The 17,913-nt window shown below is 57.1% G+C and carries 11 protein-coding genes; 4 read left to right on the plus strand and 7 right to left on the minus strand.

Annotated features, from left to right (window positions below; translation table 11 throughout):
* The first annotated feature begins 5 nt into the window (after positions 1-5).
* The 3 genes from BBOH_RS04070 to BBOH_RS04080 all read left to right on the plus strand — a co-directional run bounded on the left by BBOH_RS04070 (position 6) and on the right by BBOH_RS04080 (position 3,548).
* The gene (locus tag BBOH_RS04070) at positions 6-875 is read left to right on the plus strand and encodes a carbohydrate ABC transporter permease (protein ID WP_033521766.1); all 870 of its coding nucleotides are present in this window, start codon (positions 6-8) and stop codon (positions 873-875) included.
* Positions 876-918: 43 nt separating this feature from the next.
* Complete coding sequence (locus tag BBOH_RS04075; RefSeq protein WP_033521764.1) at positions 919-2,112, plus strand: glycoside hydrolase family 1 protein; 1,194 nt, start codon at positions 919-921, stop codon at positions 2,110-2,112.
* Positions 2,113-2,432: 320 nt separating this feature from the next.
* A complete protein-coding gene (locus tag BBOH_RS04080; protein WP_033521763.1) occupies positions 2,433-3,548 on the plus strand; it encodes an NADH:flavin oxidoreductase/NADH oxidase in 1,116 nt (371 codons plus the stop codon).
* 374 nt (positions 3,549-3,922) lie between these two features.
* On the opposite strand, the gene BBOH_RS04085 is transcribed toward BBOH_RS04080, so the two are convergent.
* Positions 3,923-9,007 (minus strand): 2-hydroxyacyl-CoA dehydratase, encoded by a 5,085-nt coding sequence (locus BBOH_RS04085; protein WP_033521761.1) that lies wholly within the window; start codon positions 9,005-9,007, stop codon positions 3,923-3,925.
* 816 nt (positions 9,008-9,823) lie between these two features.
* Here BBOH_RS04085 and BBOH_RS04090 point away from each other — a divergent pair.
* A complete protein-coding gene (locus BBOH_RS04090; RefSeq protein ID WP_033521759.1) occupies positions 9,824-10,798 on the plus strand; it encodes a hypothetical protein in 975 nt (324 codons plus the stop codon).
* Between the two features lie 601 nt (positions 10,799-11,399).
* Here the strand turns inward: BBOH_RS04090 and nrdG are convergent.
* The 6 genes from nrdG to BBOH_RS04120 form a co-directional block, all read right to left on the minus strand.
* Positions 11,400-12,128 (minus strand): anaerobic ribonucleoside-triphosphate reductase activating protein, encoded by a 729-nt coding sequence (gene nrdG / locus BBOH_RS04095; protein ID WP_074428548.1) that lies wholly within the window; start codon positions 12,126-12,128, stop codon positions 11,400-11,402.
* 79 nt (positions 12,129-12,207) lie between these two features.
* Positions 12,208-14,601 (minus strand): anaerobic ribonucleoside-triphosphate reductase, encoded by a 2,394-nt coding sequence (nrdD, locus tag BBOH_RS04100; RefSeq protein WP_033521740.1) that lies wholly within the window; start codon positions 14,599-14,601, stop codon positions 12,208-12,210.
* Positions 14,602-14,922: 321 nt separating this feature from the next.
* The gene (locus tag BBOH_RS04105; RefSeq protein WP_033521738.1) at positions 14,923-15,552 is read right to left on the minus strand and encodes an ABC transporter ATP-binding protein; all 630 of its coding nucleotides are present in this window, start codon (positions 15,550-15,552) and stop codon (positions 14,923-14,925) included.
* Between the two features lie 76 nt (positions 15,553-15,628).
* Positions 15,629-16,315 (minus strand): hypothetical protein, encoded by a 687-nt coding sequence (locus BBOH_RS04110; RefSeq protein ID WP_033521736.1) that lies wholly within the window; start codon positions 16,313-16,315, stop codon positions 15,629-15,631.
* Between the two features lie 5 nt (positions 16,316-16,320).
* Positions 16,321-17,016, minus strand: a complete 696-nt coding sequence (locus tag BBOH_RS04115; RefSeq protein WP_033521734.1) for a hypothetical protein — start codon at positions 17,014-17,016, stop codon at positions 16,321-16,323.
* A complete protein-coding gene (locus tag BBOH_RS04120) occupies positions 17,006-17,701 on the minus strand; it encodes a hypothetical protein (RefSeq protein WP_033521732.1) in 696 nt (231 codons plus the stop codon). Before BBOH_RS04120 ends, BBOH_RS04115 begins: the two co-directional genes overlap by 11 nt.
* Positions 17,702-17,913: the final 212 nt, after the last annotated feature.

Here is a 17,913-nt window from a genome sequence, read left to right on the forward strand (position 1 = left end):
TAACCATGAAAACAACCAGTGTTGCCACACCGGAAAACAAAGCGCCATTGTGGACCCGCTTCGTTCGCGCCCATGGGCCGATCTACATCGTGTTGGCCGTCATCGCCGCCATCTGGATATTTCCGTTCTTCTGGATGATTCTGGGTTCGTTGAAGACTCAGCAAGAAATCGTTGCGATTCCGCCCAAACTCTTCCCACAACACGCCACGTTCGCCAACTTCAACAAATGGTTCACCGAATTGCACTTCGGCAACTATTTCATGAACAGCCTCATTGTCTCGGTAATCACCGTTCTAGGCAATGTCGTCTTCTGTTCAATGGTCGGATACGCGCTGGCAAAAATGGATTTTGCAGGTAAAAAAGTACTGTTCGCATGCGTCATGATCACCCTCATGATCCCATCGGTGGCCACGTTCGTGCCGTTGTTCGTCATCGTCTCCGACCTGCATCTGGTCAATACATACGCCTCACTGATCCTACCCTACCTAGTGCAACCCATCGGAGTGTTTCTCATGAGACAGTTCATCGGCGACATCCCAGACGCGCTCATGGAGGCAGCACGAATGGACGGGGCCGGAGAGCTGTGCATTTTCGCGCAAATCATTTTGCCCCAATGCGGTCCTGCGTTGGCCACCTTGAGCATCCTGACGTTCCTCAGTTCTTGGAACAACTTCCTGTGGCCGTTGGTCGCGGCACAGAGCACCAGCAAATACACCCTGCCCGTGGCTTTGTCTCTGTATTCGACCGGCCAGAACGCAACGAATTATAGCGTGCTGCTCGCTGGATCGGTGCTCATCATCACCCCAATCATGCTGCTGTTCATCTTCCTGCAACGGTACTTCATCCAAGGAGTGACAATGACTGGCATCAAGTAACAGCCATTCCAGCATTCATCACTTATATTTTTGAAAGGACACCATGTCTTCAGCCACAACCCTGCGCTTCCCGAAGGACTTCTTCTGGGGCGCGGCCACCGCTGCCCATCAGATCGAGGGCAATAACGTCTCATCCGATTGGTGGCGGCGGGAGCAATCGTCGAACAGCGGTCTCAAGGAACGTTCGGCAGATGCCTGCGACAGTTACAATCGATACGAGCAAGACATACGCCTATTGGCAGAATCGGGACTTCAATACTACCGGTTCTCGATCGAGTGGGCCCGCATCGAGCCCGAACCAGAGCATTTCTCCACCGCTCAAATCCTGCACTACAGGGATATGATCGAAACATGCCGCCACTACGGCGTAGAGCCCATGGTGACGTTGAACCATATGACATTGCCATATTGGTTCGCCGAACAAGGTGGTTGGAAAAGTGCGGATGCCGTATCGCTCTTCAACCGTTACGTCCGCCAGATCGCACCGATATTGTATGATGTCACCTACGTCTGCACCATCAATGAGCCCAACATGGTGGCAATGACACGGGGAGGCAAGGAAGGCACCAACATGACCGCTGGGGCGCTGCCCGTACCGGATCTCGAAATCGGTCAGACACTGGTCGAAGCTCACAAAGGAGTCTGCCGGATCCTTCATGAAATCTACCCGAGCATGCTGATTGGCTGGACAGTGGCCACCCAAGCATTCCATGCCATGCCCGGTTGCGAACAGGAAACGGAAGAATACGCGTGGCCACGCGAAAACTTCTACCTCGATGCCGCCAAGGGTGACGACTGGATCGGCGTGCAAGGCTATCTGCGCACATTCATCGGTAAAGACGGCCCGCAGCCGATTCCAGACGGAGCCGAACGTACCTTGTGCGGCTGGGAGTACTTCCCCCCGGCCATCGGCATCGGGGTGCGAAACGCATGGGATCGCGCGGGGCACATCCCCGTCATCGTAACTGAAAACGGTTTGGCCACAAGCGACGACAGCCGCCGCATCGACTATACGTTCGGCGCGTTGCAAGGGCTCAAGGCCGCAATGGACGACGGTATCGACGTACGCGGCTACATTCACTGGTCGTTGCTCGATAACTACGAATGGGGATCGTATACACCTACCTTCGGGCTGGTGAGCATCAATCCCGATACATTCGAACGCCATGCGAAGCCCTCACTGCACTGGTTGGGAGAGATCGCAAAGTCCGGTATCGTTGAGGAACCCGTGAGATAGCACGATTTAACTCATTGTACAAGCGTCGTCGGATCACCATTGTTCAAGGCCCGGCGACGCTTCGTCATATCGATGAACTCTCAGTCAAAGGCAAAGGCGCCGAGCCCAAAACAAACAGAACGGATACAGTTTTTAAACTAAACACGGAACAGCCGACAGCACCAAGGACCCAGCGCCGGTTCAACTCGGAACATCAGCAACAAGGAGGAACGACGTAACGACCACACCTAAACATACGCGCACAGAGGCCACGTGACAACCGGAATGCGGGACGTAGAATGGTGGCAGAAACCACAATCACATTCAAAGGAGTTTGACGAATGGATACCACATTGTTTTCGTCGTTGACCATACCCGCCCCTACCGGCCAAGGGCTGACGCTACGGAACCGAACGATCCTGTCTCCGATGTGTCAGTATGCCGTCGAACGGCAGGACGGAGTGGCCAATGACTGGCATTTGCAGCATTACGGCTCGTTGGCCGCAGGCGGTTGGGGACTGATCACCGTGGAATCGACCACGGTGAACCCGGTCGGGCGCATCTCGCCGCGCGATTTAGGCCTGTACGACGACGATCAGGAGGCGGGGCATGCGCACCTCGTCTCGTTCATGCACAGGCAGGGCACGGCCGCTGCGGTGCAGCTCAACCATGCGGGAGGTCGCGCTTCGGGACAGCCTTGGCTTGCGGGAACGCCCGGAGGTTCCGTGCCGATCGATGAGGGCGGATGGCAGACGGTGGGCATGACAGACCAGTCCGTCGCGCCGAAATATCGAACCACCACCGCCCTTGACGAAGAAGGCCTGCACGACATCGCCACCGACTTCGCGACGGCGGCGCAGCGGGCCGACATCGCCGGCTATGACGCGATACAGATTCATGCCGCGCACGGATACCTTCTGCACCAATCACTCTCCCCGATCACCAATACCCGAACCGACGAATACGGTGGCGACTTCACCGGCAGAACCCGCCTGACCTACGAAGTGGTGGACGCGGTGCGCGCGGCATGGCCGGCATCAAAGCCGCTCGGGGTCCGCATCAGCGCCACGGACTGGGTCGAAGGCGGTTGGGACCTCGAATCCTCAATACGACTGGTGCGCGACCTGGTAGAGAACCACGGCGTCACCTGGGTCGACGTGTCATCGGGAGGCCTGGTTGCGACCTCGTTGCAACCCGCAGGCCCCGGTTTTCATGTGACGCTGGGGGCGGCCGTCAAAAACGCGTTGGCGAACACCGATGCCGTGGTCAGCGTGGTGGGCGGCATTTCAAGCCCGGAGCAGGCCGAGACGATGCTTCGCACCGGGCAGGTCGATGCAGTGAGCATCGGGCGTGCCGCCATGCGTAACCCCCACTGGCCGGCGAACGCAGCCGCCAAACTGCGCGTACCACGCGAGGAAATACCCTGCGCCCCTCAGTACTGGCGCGCCCAGTGGTGAAAGACGGACCATATTATATGAAATCACGCTGCACGAAGGCGAGCAGGCGGTCACCTCGATCGTTTGCCCGTCAACGACGGCCATGAACCTTGGAACGACATGATTTTCGTACTGTGGTTCGCAGCGACCGATTCGACAACCCCGTCCATCGGTCGCGCCCATACGTTTTCGTGTCATCGGCTCAACTGGCCGCAGCAGAATTCCGCAATCGCATCATCGACGGCACATCATGACCCTTGATTTGGTTTAAGGACGAATTCGGCACCCAGGGAAGCGGCAGAGAGGCAGGCGAAACACGGCAGGGTGCCTCGATCACGGTCAACAGTGGTCGGGGCACCCTGCCGCTTAAGCGTCTGATCCGCTTATGAGACCGATCAGTCGGCGGCGGTAAGCTTCTGGTGGTTCTTCTTGGCCGCAGCGATCATCAGTTTGATGCGGTTGAGCTGGTTGGCTTCGGAGGCACCGGGGTCATAGTCGATGGAGACGATGTTGGCCTCGGGATGGAGTCTGCGAATCTTGCCGAACATGCCACGTCCCGTGACATGATTGGGCAGACATGCGAACGGCTGGGCGCACACCACGTTCGGACAGCCCGATTTGATCAGTTCGAGGATCTCGCCGGTCAGAAGCCATCCCTCACCGGCCTGCACGCCGATGGAAGTGACCGTTGAGGCCATTTCCACGAGCTCAGGCATCGGAGTGTCCTGACTGAACTTGCCATGCGCAAGATCGATGGCACGGCGCACCGGGTTCTGGATGCGATCAAGACCCCAGCGCATAAGGGCATACGCTTTCTGGTTGCCGCCCATGCCGAGGTTCCTTTCCTTCCAGTCAGTGATGTACGGATTGGTGGTCATGAACTCCATGATGCCGGGCACCACGGCCTCACACCCCTGTTCCTCAATCACATCGACCAGATGGTTGTTGGCATCTGGATGGTATTTGACGAGAATCTCACCGACCACCCCCACGCGAGGCTTGCGTGGAATATGCTTCAACGGGAGCGCGTCAAAACTCCTGACAATCTCGTTAAGCAGCTTCTGATACGGCAGATACCCCTTGCCGATCCTGTCCTTGGCCGTCTTCGAGTAACCATGATGCTCGATGGTCTCGCGCACGATCTGATCCCACATCCGGTACAGCGCATTGGCGCTGCCCTTCTCCTTCTCGTAAGGACGAACGCGATAATGGCACTTCATCAGCAAGTCGCCAATCACCAGGGCCTTGACGGCACGCCACAACAGAGGAATGGTGACCTGGAAGCCGGGGTTGTCCTCGATGCCTTGCGTGGAAAGCGCGATGACCGGCACCTGCGGATAGCCCGCATCCACCAACGCCTTGCGGATGAGGCCATAGTAATTCGTAGCCCGGCACATGCCGCCGGTCTGCGTGATGGCCAGGCACACCTTATCGGGATCGTATTTGCCCTCGATGATCGAATCGACCAGCTGACCCACGACCATGATCGCCGGGTAGCAGGCGTCATTGTTCACATATTTGAGGCCGGTCTCCACATCCTGTTTGCTGGCGACCTTCAAATCGTCGAACTTATAGCCTCCCGAACGAATCACCGATTCGACCAGGCTCATGTGGACCGGGCTCATCTGCGGGGCGACGATTGTGTAGTCCCTGCGCATGTTCTTCTGGAAGCGCACCTTATGGGCGTAAGCCGAAAGGGTGCCCTTCGAGCGCTGTTTGCCGGACCTCCCGGCGTCGGCGACGGCCGCCCCGGAATCCTGCGACCCGGCCGTTGCGCCGTTGGCTCGACGTGAGACGTTCTTCATGGCCTGCGTCAGCTTCGGATTCGCCTTCATCACCGAATCAAGAAGCACTTGACGACCGGGCGTGGGCGCCGGAGATCCCGCCTTACGGAACGCGCCCTGCCTGTCGACAGGGACCTGCTTGTCTGCACCCTGCTCCGAGCCCATGCCGTCAGCGTTATTGCCGGTATTGGCGCTATCGAAAGCACCAGCGGACTGGACATCACCACCATCATTGACGGCATCCGTGGTAGCCGCAACCTCAGCCGACCTCAAATCGGCCTCCTGCTGGGCCTGATCGACCGCAGCCTGCGCGGCGGCCAGTTGCGTTTTGGCCTGTTCGAGCCTGGTTCGGGCATCCTTGAGCCGGGCTTCACGTTCGGCTTCGGCCTTCTGTGCCTGAGGATCCTTGTCGCTAAGGCCCTCAGAAGAGTTCACTAACGCCTGATCGCCGTCGGACTGTGCACTCTCGCCCTTTTGATTACCGGTCACCGTATCGGCGGCAAGCTTGGCCTTGTTCGCTTCGCGCTCCTCGATGGCCGCTTTGAGCGAACGCAGACGAATCTTCGCCGCGCCAAGGTTGCTCACTTCGTCAATCTTCAGAAGCGTATAAACGTCGGATTTATCTGCCAAAATCTCAGAAACCTGATCGGTGGTGATCGCGTCGATGCCGCAGCCGAAGGAGTTGAGCTGCACCAATTCCAGCCCCGGATACGACGCAACGAAATGCGCCGCAGCGTAAAGCCTGGAATGGTAGGCCCACTGGTTGGCCACGCGCAACGGCATCTTGACGACCTTCCGGTCGTCCACCTTGCGGAAACCGCCCTCGTTCTTGGCGCGAGGATCGTCCTCGCCATCACTCAGATATTCGCTTAAATGAAGATCCTCACCGGGTTGCAACTCGCAGATTGAATCTTCGGAGAGCACCACCATCCCCAACGAGCAGATCGTCTCGGGAATGCCATGGTTGATTTCGGGGTCGACATGATACGGCCGACCAGCCAGCACAATGCCACGGCAGTCATGCTCTTTCATGTATGCAAGCGCCCGGAGCCCCTCCTGCTGCACGTCATGCTTGAAGATCTTATCTTCAGCATAGGCGGCTTTGACGGCCGTCTGAGCCTCTTCGCGGGTCACGTTCGCCCACGCGAACTCCTCCACGATGCGATCGACCATCAGCTCGTGGTTGGCGAGATTGAAGTATGGGCGCATATAGTGCACACCCTCTTCGCGCAGCTCGGGCATATTCGCCTGGATGACGACCGGGTAATTGGCCACGATCGGGCAGTTGTAGTGGTTGTCGGTACCGCCATCGACAAGGTCGTCCTCTTCATAGGAGACACAGGGGTAGAAGATGGTCCTAACGCCCTTGTTGAGCAACCACTTGATATGCCCGTGCACCAGCTTGGCGGGATAGCAGATGTTCTCCGATGCGATGGATTCGATGCCCGACTGAAACAGCTCGTGCGAGCTGCGCCCGGAGATCATCACCTTGAAGCCCAGGCTTGTCAGCAGGGTGAACCAGAAGGGGTAGTTCTCGTACATGTTGAGCACACGGGGAATACCGATGGCGCCGCGCGTGGCCTTCTTGTCGGTCAGACGACGGTAGGCGAAGGCGCGCTTGTACTTGTAATCGTAGAGGTTCGGGCGGTCGCTGCGCTGTTTGTTGGCGTCGCCGCCGCGCTCGCAACGGTTGCCCGTGACGTAACGCGAGCCATCCTGGAAAGTGGTGATCGTAAGCTTGCAACGATTCTGGCACAGCTTGCATACATCGCGTTTGGAGGTCATCGATAGGTTGTCGAGGCCGTCGAGGCCGACCAGACTGGAAACGGTGTGGTCCGCGGCCGGGTCGTTGTCATATTCGTCAACATAATGCATTCGTGCGGTCAAAGCCGCACCATACGCGCCCATCAGACCGGCGATGTTCGGCCGGGTCACCTCGCGCTTGGTCAGCAGCTCGAAGGCACGCAACACGGCGTCATTGAGGAAGGTGCCGCCCTGCACCTCGATGGTGTCGCCAAGCTGGCCTGTGTCACGCAATTTGATGACCTTATACAGAGCATTACGCACCACCGAATAGCACAGGCCCGCCGCGATGTTCTCGATGCTGGCGCCTTCCTTCTGCGCCTGCTTGACCGACGAGTTCATAAAGACGGTGCACCGTGAACCAAGATCGACCGGATGATCGGAAGCCAGCGCCGCCTTGGTGAACTCCTCAATCGTCAGGCCCATGGACTGCGCGAATGTCTGCAGGAACGAGCCGCAACCGGACGAGCATGCCTCGTTGACGGAAATCGAGTCGATCACCCCGTCGTTGATGGCCAGGTACTTCATATCCTGTCCGCCGATGTCGATCACGGAGGTGACGCCCGGACTGACCATCTCGGCCCCACGGTAGTGTGCCATCGTCTCGACCACGCCCTCGTCAAGGTGCAGACCGGCGGTGATAAGACCTTCGCCATAGCCGGTGGCGCAACTGCGGGCGATCCACGCCCCCTGCGGCAGATCGGTCTCGATCTTGCGCACGATCTCTATGGCCGCGTCAAGCGGGCTGCCGTCATTGGTCGAGTATGACGACCACACGATTTCTCGGTCGTCATTAATCAAAGTCGCCTTGATGGTGGTCGAACCTGCATCGATGCCCAAAAAATGCGGACCCTTCGCCCCGTCGAGCGTGCCCACATGGATGTGCTCCTTGTGATGCCTTTCGTTGAACGCCTTGCGGTCCTCCTCCGTCTCGAACAGCGGCGGCATGGTGGAGGTGTTGACCTTCTTCCCCTTGAGAGCCTCAAGGTCGTTCAGGATATCCTCGCAAGTACGGTCGGCGAATGCCGCATGAGTACCATCGTCAAGCTGATTGTCCTCCCCCGCGATCAAGGCCGCACCGTATGCCACATACAGATGCGCGTCCTTGGGCAGTATGAATCGGTCAACCTTGCCTTCAAGCTGACGGGCGAAGGCCTCCCGCAGTTCGGACAGGAAGAAGAGCGGGCCGCCGAGGAAGATGACATTGCCGTGGATCGGGCGACCTGAGGCCAGGCCGCCTATGGTCTGAGTGGCGACGGCCGTAAAAATGGAAGCGGCCAGATCTGGTTTGTCCGCACCATCGTTGATCAGCGGCTGAATGTCGGATTTGGCGAAGACGCCGCACCGGGAGGCGATGGGATAGAGCAGCTTGTAGTTCTTGGCCATGTCGTTGAGACCGGATGCGTCCGTGTCAAGAAGGGTGGCCATCTGATCGATGAACGCACCGGTGCCGCCCGCGCACGAACCGTTCATGCGCTGCTCCGGGGTGGGTTTGAGGTATGTGATCTTTGCATCCTCGCCGCCCAGTTCGATGATGACGTCCGCTTCGGGATAGACCTTATCGATAGCCTCGGTCTCGGCGATGACCTCCTGGACGAACGGGGTCTGCAGGTCATCCGCGAGATCCAGTCCGCCGGAACCCGTGATTGCCAGGCGCACCGGACGATCCTCATCACCGCTCGTTTTGAGTCGATCCGCAATGTCGCGAATCAGCCCGGCCACCGTTGCACGCACGTTGGCGTTGTGACGCCGGTAATCGGAAAACATCGTATCCCCAAGGTCGTCACTGCCATCAAGCACGACCGCCTTGACCGTCGTCGAGCCGATATCGAGCCCGATTCGCAACGGTCGAGCCTTACTACCCGCCGTCGGAACGAATCCAGTATCAACCATGCCTACCTCTTCATCATCAAAATCAAGACCATATCACCGTAAGCTAGTATGAGCTTAAACACACATTCTTCAACGATAGTCTGAACGCCAGTCAGACTCCCCGTTCTGCCATATGATTATGCTCACAGTACCAACAATCGTGACCCACGTCTCTTGACAAATGCCCGACCATACACTAGGCATTTTTTGCGGTTCTGCCCAGTCATCTCAGACCGCATGCCCAGCCCCCTGCGGAAAAGCAACCAGTTGACCCTCGTAACTGGCCCGTAACCGGCCCCTTTTCTGCATAAACCCGCTCCCCCTACCGAAAAACGACCCGTTAGCTCGTGCAATTGGCCGGTTTTCGGCACCTTCTGCCGATTATGCCGAAAAAGAGCCGAATAGCCCACCCAAATGGCCTCTATTCGGCGCAGATCCGCTTCCCTGCCGAAATGGGGCCAAATAGCATGTCTAAATGGTTCTTTTTCGGCATTCGTCACCAATCATGCCGAAAAGAGCCAGTACAGCAGACAACAACATGGAGCACAACACTGATGGCGCGAATCACATAAGCAATGTCGTGAACCAAACAGCGATTCGGCGGATAAATTTCACTTCTTTCACATGACCACGCCACTTGCCTGAGGATAAGATTGGCACCATCCCCATCGCCATCCCATAGCTCTGTGGATGAACCTTGCGTCATCCACATGACTGCACCATATTCCAGTGGATAAAACGACCCGACACGCCCGAAGTGTGCATAGCCCAAAACGTTCATCCACATTGTCTTGTTTGACTTGCCATAGGAAGTCCGCATCGAATACAGTCGATGCCATGAGACGAAACCCCTCCATCGACCGGCTAGCCGACGAAGCCGAACGTGAGCGCCGCTATTTCTTCGGAAAGACAAACGCGCAACGCCACGCCATGCGGCGCAGGCGAGATGCGGGCGAACTCATGAGCCCATACAAAGGCATTTACGCACGCAAAAACTACTCCGCCACTCTAGACCCACGCACCAGAACAATGCATTTGATCCGAGCACTCGGCAAGCTTCATCCGGGCTGGTCGTTCGCCGGATTGAGCGCGGCGAATATTCACGGGCTCCCATATAGACAGAGTTTAGATGACGACACCACTGTCTGCATAGCGACCCGACACTCCACGAATCAACGGCACGCCGACGGACTCACGCTCATTCACATGACCGATATCCCGGTGACTACATGCGCAGGCTTGTTGACCACAACCGTAGAAAGAACCCTCATCGACTGCGCATTGCGACATTCTTTCATCGACGTCCTCGGAATGTTTGATTTCGTTCTGAGCATGGGTCTCACTACTGCTGAAGGAGTAAAAGAGCAATGCGCGACCTTGCAAAAAAGCAAGGCCGACACAGTGATAAACGTATTGCACTATGCTAATCCCCTGAGTGAGAACGGGGGCGAGTCGATGTGCCGGGCGGTCATTATCGAAGCCGGATTCGTCCTACCGGAATTGCAGCAGGAGTTTCGCGACCCACGCGACGGAGACAAGCTATATCGCGTCGATTTCCTGTGGAGACTGCCCGACCGGCGACTGGTGGTTCTCGAATACGACGGGATGGAAAAATACAGGAATCCAAAAATGACGGGCTGGCGCGGCACGCGTGCCGTGGTCACCGACGAGCGAGCACGGGAGAATGCGCTGCGCCGAGCTGGAATCAGCGAAATCATACGCACTGATTTTCAGGAGGTCATCAATCGTCAACCGCTGGTCGACAAACTTGCCACGGCCGGAATTCCTCCGGCTGCATCCTTGCGAAACTGAACCCCGGCAATTACGCAGGATATGCACACCTAGGCAGATTTCGCACCCCTCGCCACAGTCAGGCCAGAAGTGATTTGATAAGGCTGATGACGACCTACAGATTTTGCGCCCGTTGCCCCATTACAGGCCATTAGCTTAACAAATCCCAGAGGCCCACGCACCGACAACCCAGACGGCTAGACGACTCGATCGTCGGCAATCAAACGTGAGAGCAACTGGACGAGCCGACGAATCCGAGGGACATCACGAGCTCACCCCCCCCACCGATCCCGTGTCTTCCCGACAAAACCATCCAGACCGAAAACCGATGAAGCCAGCGACCCCTTTTCGGCAGACACCATTACCAATGCCGAAAAAGCACCAATTAGGACAGCCAAATGACCTCTTTTCGGCACCAACTTAATTGCCTGCCGAAAAGGGGCCAAATACAACTTGTCAGCGACCCTTTTTCGACATTTTCAGTTATCTTTGCCGAAAAAGAGCCGCTGAAGCAGCAGATATAGGATGCGAAGCAAGCGGGGGGGGGGGTAGAGCGGGGCGGGGATCGCCGACAAGCTTGCGACCCATAACGGGTACGGGTGCAACGAAGTGAACCGGCAGGTCAGCTGGCGGAACCTTCGCCGGCGGAGCGGTCCTTGCCATAGATTTCGGGGATGAAACGGGTTTGGTCGTGGAGCTTGGACCAGATCACCGGATCGCAAGTGCCAGTGGCCTCATGTTCCCGCAACGAAGCGGGGACGTCGATGATACGTTGATTCGAGGAACCCCGGAATTGCAGGAGTGAATCGTGGCGGTCCTTCATATAGCGGCCGTCCACAAGTATGTCCACGTAGCTCAACAGCTCAAGTTTGTCTGCGCTCTCCCCCGGACGCATCAGCTCCTCCCACGTATAGCCCGTCCAGCACCAGACGTCTTTGGAATGGCCGAATTCCTTGCGGATGCGCTTGGCAAGCCGAAGCAGCACGCCGGTATTGAGCAGAGGTTCGCCGCCCAGAAACGTAATGCCTTGGACAACTCCCCGCGATAGGTCCTTGATGACCTTGTCCTCAAAATCCTGCGTATAAGGATGACCGGCCTGAAAATCCCAGATGGATTCATTGAAGCACTCGACGCAATGGAATGGACAGCCGGAGACGTACACAGAGCAGCGGATTCCCTCACCGTCGGTCATCACCAGCGGCTTGTAGTCGGCGATCATGTCGTGGCTGAGCCTATCGCTGGTCCACTGACCGGCCTTGGGATTGTTGGCGTAGACCGTCGGAATCCAAGGTCCACGGTTCTGCTCATCCGACGCGAAATCATGCAGCCTGCCACCCGCAAGCTTTCCCATCGCTACTCCTTTCAAGCAAAGTAAAAGCGGCACACCGAACGATGAACCGCCTTTACTCTTTGCCTATAGAACTACCAAGCTACTTGGCCTCTTCGTACCACTCGCGCTCGGTGCCGTCCTTGAGGACGACATGGCCGGTCTCGCCGCTCATATGCTTGACACGGTGAGAGATCTCCTCGTGACGGCCGTGCACCATCGGGCGTTGCACCGGGTTGCCGAGGTAGCCGCAGGTACGCTTGGTGACGTTGCACTTGTCGGGATCGGAATTGCCGCACTCCGGGCACCGGAAGCCCTCTTCGGTAGGCTCGAAGTCGCCCTCGAAGCCGCAGACGTAGCAATGGTCAATCGGGGTGTTGGTCCCGAGATAACCGATGCCGATGTTGTAGGCGTAATCCCACACGGCCTCGAGCGCCTTGGGATTGGCCTGCAGTGCAGGGAACTCACAGTAGTTGATGAAACCACCGGCCGCGTAGTACGGGAAATCCTTCTCATAATCGAGCTTCTCCATCGGAGTGGGCGAAAGCCAGACCGGGTAGTGGAATGAGTTGGTGTAGAAGTCGTGGTCGGTCACTCCCGGCACACGCCCGAACTTCTCGCGATCCATGCGGTTGAAACGGTCGGTGAGGGACTCGGCCGGCGTGGAGTACACCGAATAGTGGTAACCCTCTTCCTTTTCCCACTGTTTGCACAGCGCATTCATCTTCTTGACGATTGACAGGGCGAATTCCTTGCCCTCCGGATCCCAGGAGTGGTCGGTGATCCAATCCTTGCCATAGAAGACGCTGGTCGCCTCGGCAAGACCGATATAGCCCAACGAGACAGTGGCGCGCGAATTCCTGAACAGCGTATCAACGCTGTCGTTGGCGCCAAGACGACCGAAAGCACCATAACGGAAAAGCGTCGGAGCATTGATGGGCTTGGCCTGCTTGCAACGCATGATGCGGAATTGCAGCGCCTGATGCGCGACCTCCATGCGCTCATCGAAAATCTTCCAAAAGCGGTCTTTGTCGCCGCGGGACTCGAGTGCGATGCGCGGAATGTTGACGGTGACGACACCGAGGTTCATGCGCCCGTCCTCTTCATCCTCGCCGGTCTCGGGGTTGACCCAGCCTTGCAGGAACGAACGGCAGCCCATCGGGGCTTTGAAGGAACCAGTGATCTTGACGATGTTCTCATAGAAGACCACGTCCGGGTACATGCGCTTCGTGGAGCACTCCAGAGCAAGCTCCTTCATGTCATAGTTCGGGTCGCCGGGATCGGCGTTGATGCCGTGCTTGATGGTGAACACGAGCTTGGGGAAGATGGCCGTGTGGCGATCACGTCCCAGGCCCCGAATGCGGTTGAGGAAGATCGCGCGCTGAATCTCGCGGGCGAACCACGAGGTGCCAAGCCCGAAACCGACGGTGACGAACGGGGTCTGACCGTTGGAAACCCGGTTGGAGTTGATCTGGTATTCCATCGTCTGCATGGCGTCATAGATGGCTTTGCGGGTCATGATCTTGGCATATACCTCGCGAATCTGCTCCAAGCGGGGCACGTCGGTATGGAACGGCTCATCCTGCGGCAAAGGCTCACGACCCTCAAAATGCAGGTTCTCCGGCTCTTGGGCCTTCATACCGTCGACCATGTCCTGTGCAACCTCGACCGACATCGAGTCGGGAATCAGAGCATGCGCCATGCGTAAGTGCTTTTCGTAGTCCTTCTGCGCATATACATCGAGCATCTCGTCGGCACGATTGACGGTCTGACCACCATACTGATCGCCGGCAATGTCCTTGATGATCTGCGTGATCTGGGTTGCCGCGGTGCCTATGGAGCGCGGACTGTCCATCATGGCGTTGCCGAGCTCGAAGCCGTTGGCGAGCATGTCGCCGAAGTTTGGCAGCGAGCAGTTGGTCATGGCGGTGAACGGCGAGTAGTCGGCATCATGGAAATGGATGTCGCCCTTCATGTGCGCATTCGAAACCGCATCCGGCAGAATCGAGAACGCAGAAGCCTTGGAAACAGCTCCCGCAAGCAAGTCGCGCTGCGTGGCGTAGACGTTGGAGTCCTTATTGGCGTTCTCCCGAATCAGGGTCTCGTCCTTGTTGACCAAGCGGTTGACGGCTTCGTTGATGTCCGTGGCCTTGGCGCGGTCGATGTCTTTATTGAGGCGGTAGTTGGTGTAGCTGCGGGCGACATCATAGAGGTGATCCTCAATAAGACCGTGCTCAACAAGATTCTGGATATCCTCGATTTTGGCCGGACCGTTGTATCGATCCTTGATCTCCCCCTCGACCGCAGAGGCCAAGTCGCGAATCAACTGCTCCTCTTCCGGCCCCACCGGCTTTTCAAGGTCTTTGAACGCGGACTTGACGGCCGCAACGATGTTGACCGCGTCGAACTCGACCACACGGCCATCGCGCTTCTCCACCAGCACGGGCTTCGTAGCAGTAGCGGGTTGTATTGTCGCGTCCAAGACCTGAGTCTCCATCGATGTCCCTTCCTTCGATTCCTTCGATGTGTACCGGACAGGTTAATATGCCGCAAACCACACGGATGTAACCTTTGTGTCGTTTACCACTATAGCGCTTGGCTACCACCATATCTAGTGTTTTTTATGTACTTCATTGCCAGATATAGTGATAATGGCGAAATCGCAAGGAAAATCACATTTGTGTAGTTTTCAGCAGACTCGCTTTTGGAGTGTCGCCGCAAAACTGCCTAATTAACCCTCAAGTTTCGTGACGATTACATAAGACCATCGGAAGCAGACGCGACAAAAAGCCGGCAAATCGACAGACCGGCCGCCCAATCACGACGAAAGACGACCGTCGGCCATGGCGTAGAGACGGTCGGCGATCTGGGTGAGCTCGCCGTCATGATGGGAGGCGATGACAATGGTCCTGCCCGCGTCCCGTTGTCTGCGCATCTGATCAAGGAAGACGCCGACCGACCGTGCGTCCAGCCCGTTCGTCGGCTCGTCGAGCAAAATCAGATTCTGATGCTCCATCAACGCCTGCACAATCGCCAGCTTCTGCCTCATACCAAGCGAATACGACTTGACCTTTTGGTCGCGCGCATCATACAGGTCGAAGCTCTTGAGCAGACGGGTCACCTCGGCCGAATCGAAGGCCCTATTGATGTCCGCGAGATATTTCAGGTTCTGCATCCCTGTTTCGGAACCGACGAAGCCAGGGTTTTCAATGATGACGCCGATCTTTTCCGGCAGCTTCTCATTGAATACCACGGGCCTGCCGCCTATGCTCACCGAACCGGAGGTGGGGCGGATGAACCCGCATATGGCACGCAGCAGCATGGTCTTGCCCGAACCGTTGGGACCGACTATGCCATAGATGGCGCCGCGTTCGAAACCCACGTTGACCGAACGCAGAATCTCCTTGCCTCTGATGACCTTGGAGTAGTTGCTTACTTGTACATACATGATTCTCTCCTTGACTTTTGTTGACGGACACTAACTTCTGTTGACTATTGTCGACGAACGCCGCAGGACCGCAGCATCAGTACATTTCGTTCCCGCACAACAGGAACGTATCCAGCACGGCCAGTCCGACCACACACAGCAGCAACACTGGTGCCCAATGCGGCACAGAACAGGCGCCCGAGGCAATCAACCAGCCGTCAAATTTTCCAAACGACAGCACCGCCGCGTAGACCAAGGCCGCCGCCAGATACCCCATCACGGCGCTGCCCAGCAGGTGGCCCGCACCAACAATCAGCATCAACAACAGCAACACCCCCGCCGCGCAAACCGCACCCGGCAGCTGCGAGCGTAATGAGGTGTCACCACGCAGGGCAAACGTCGCCACGAGCTGGACGACCGTAAACATCACGCAATAGGCCACAGCCGAGGCCAGATACAGAAGGAAGTGCGCGACACCACGCCTCTTGCGCACATAGACCATCGGCTCGGCCGCCATGAGGTAGCGCGAGAAACGCCCCAACGGCAACGCCAGTCCGAAAGCCATGAACATCACCGAAGAGACATTGAACGGCAGGTTGGCGATATTCGGGTCGTCACTGACGCGAAACATGCCGAAGAAAACATGCGGGTCGAAGGCACCGTAAGCGATGAAATCGCTATGCACCAGTTGCGTGAACACCAGGGCGTAGACCAGCGCCACGAGGACATGCAGCCCGGCTTTGTCTCGCAGCGACTGGAGCAGGTACCGAATATCATGCAACATGAGCCTCACCCCTCAAGATGATCGAACCGCGAGAATGCGAACAGGTCGGCCGCGACCACGACGATAAGAAACCCTACGAACGGCACGACCTGGTTGACAACGACCACGGGCCAGTCATCGCCAATGGGATACCAGAAGAAGTACAGATATCTCGAAACCGTGCCGGCAAAAGCCGTCAGCACCCAGTTGCCCAAGGTGAATACGGCCAGCAACACGGCAACGGCCACCGGCCAACGCACCCCCAGCGTGACCACCAATACGGCGACCAGGGAAACCGACAGACACATCATGAACACACGAACAGCCAGAACGAGCAACATATGCGGCATACCCTGAAGCACTTTAGGCCCATACACCAACGGCATGGTGACCCCGAAAACCGCGGTGCCGATCAACGTGCATCCAGCAACCACCAATACGAGCCATGCGAGGTTGGTGGCGAAAATGGAACGCGTCGACCGACGGGCAAGCAACAAGGCGGTAGGTTGGCAGCTGCCGACGAACAGGAGGATCAAGCACATCGGCAACAGGGCTCGCGTCGAGGTCTCCGTAAGCATCTGGTTGTACGACACCATAGCGGAGGGCCAACGTTGCAGACATGAGGAGATGGTATACAAAATCGAAACAACCAGCATGGCCGCCATCATCCACCTCACGCTCTTCGAATGACGCTTCATCCCCGAACACACGTCACGCATCATCACGACGCTTTTTGAGGACGGCCAATACCACCACAATGGTCCCCGGAAGCACCACGGCCTTCATCAAACTTGGTATGAACGCGCCATTGACAGTCATTAACGCGACATACAGAAACTCCATATACGACAGATCTAAGTCATACGGCAGCAGTCCGCCAGAAATCTCAGGCGCATACCACGCTATGAGGAACAGCACAAAGGGAACCAACAACTCGACATGCTTGTACCTGCTGAAGAACGAGGCTCCTACGGCAATATCGGCCAACAGACCCGCCACGACAAACACCGACAGAAAGACCAGCACCACGAGCAACGGCTGACTGAATTTGTAAAGCGGATAGGCCCAGTTGTGCTCTTCAATCAAAACATAGCTCATCGCCTTCTTGCCGTTTGGATTACTGATCACAGTGGAACGGCCAGAGATAAAGGACATATGTGGCGCTTTGGCTACGGCAAACACCAAGTTGATCAGCAACGGCGAAACACCGGCAAGCCCGCCTAAAATGAAGCCCGAACACAGCGAGGTGTTCAGAAGCGACGAGCGAGAAGGCCGGGGCTCAAGCTCACGGAGCCTGCCGCTGAACTTCTCCCGCGCGAACACGCTGCCCCCAAGCAGCGCCGCCACGATTGGCAACAGGTACATATACAGTATGCTCCCATTGCCATCCTGCGAAAACAGCATCATATACTTAAGAAACGTCGGTGCACTATCAGTGACATAAAAACCAGCATGATAGGCCGTCCAATACTCCGTCCAAGTCAGAAAGACACCTATGGCCAACACCGCCGGCACTCTCCAGCTGGACAACGCCGACAGGAGCTGACACTTTAACAACCTACGATTCACCTGCTCACCCTCCTAGTTCCAACACGAATATGTGGCGCAACTAAGCAAAT

Source organism: Bifidobacterium bohemicum DSM 22767 (assembly GCF_000741525.1).
Lineage (GTDB): Bacteria > Actinomycetota > Actinomycetes > Actinomycetales > Bifidobacteriaceae > Bifidobacterium > Bifidobacterium bohemicum.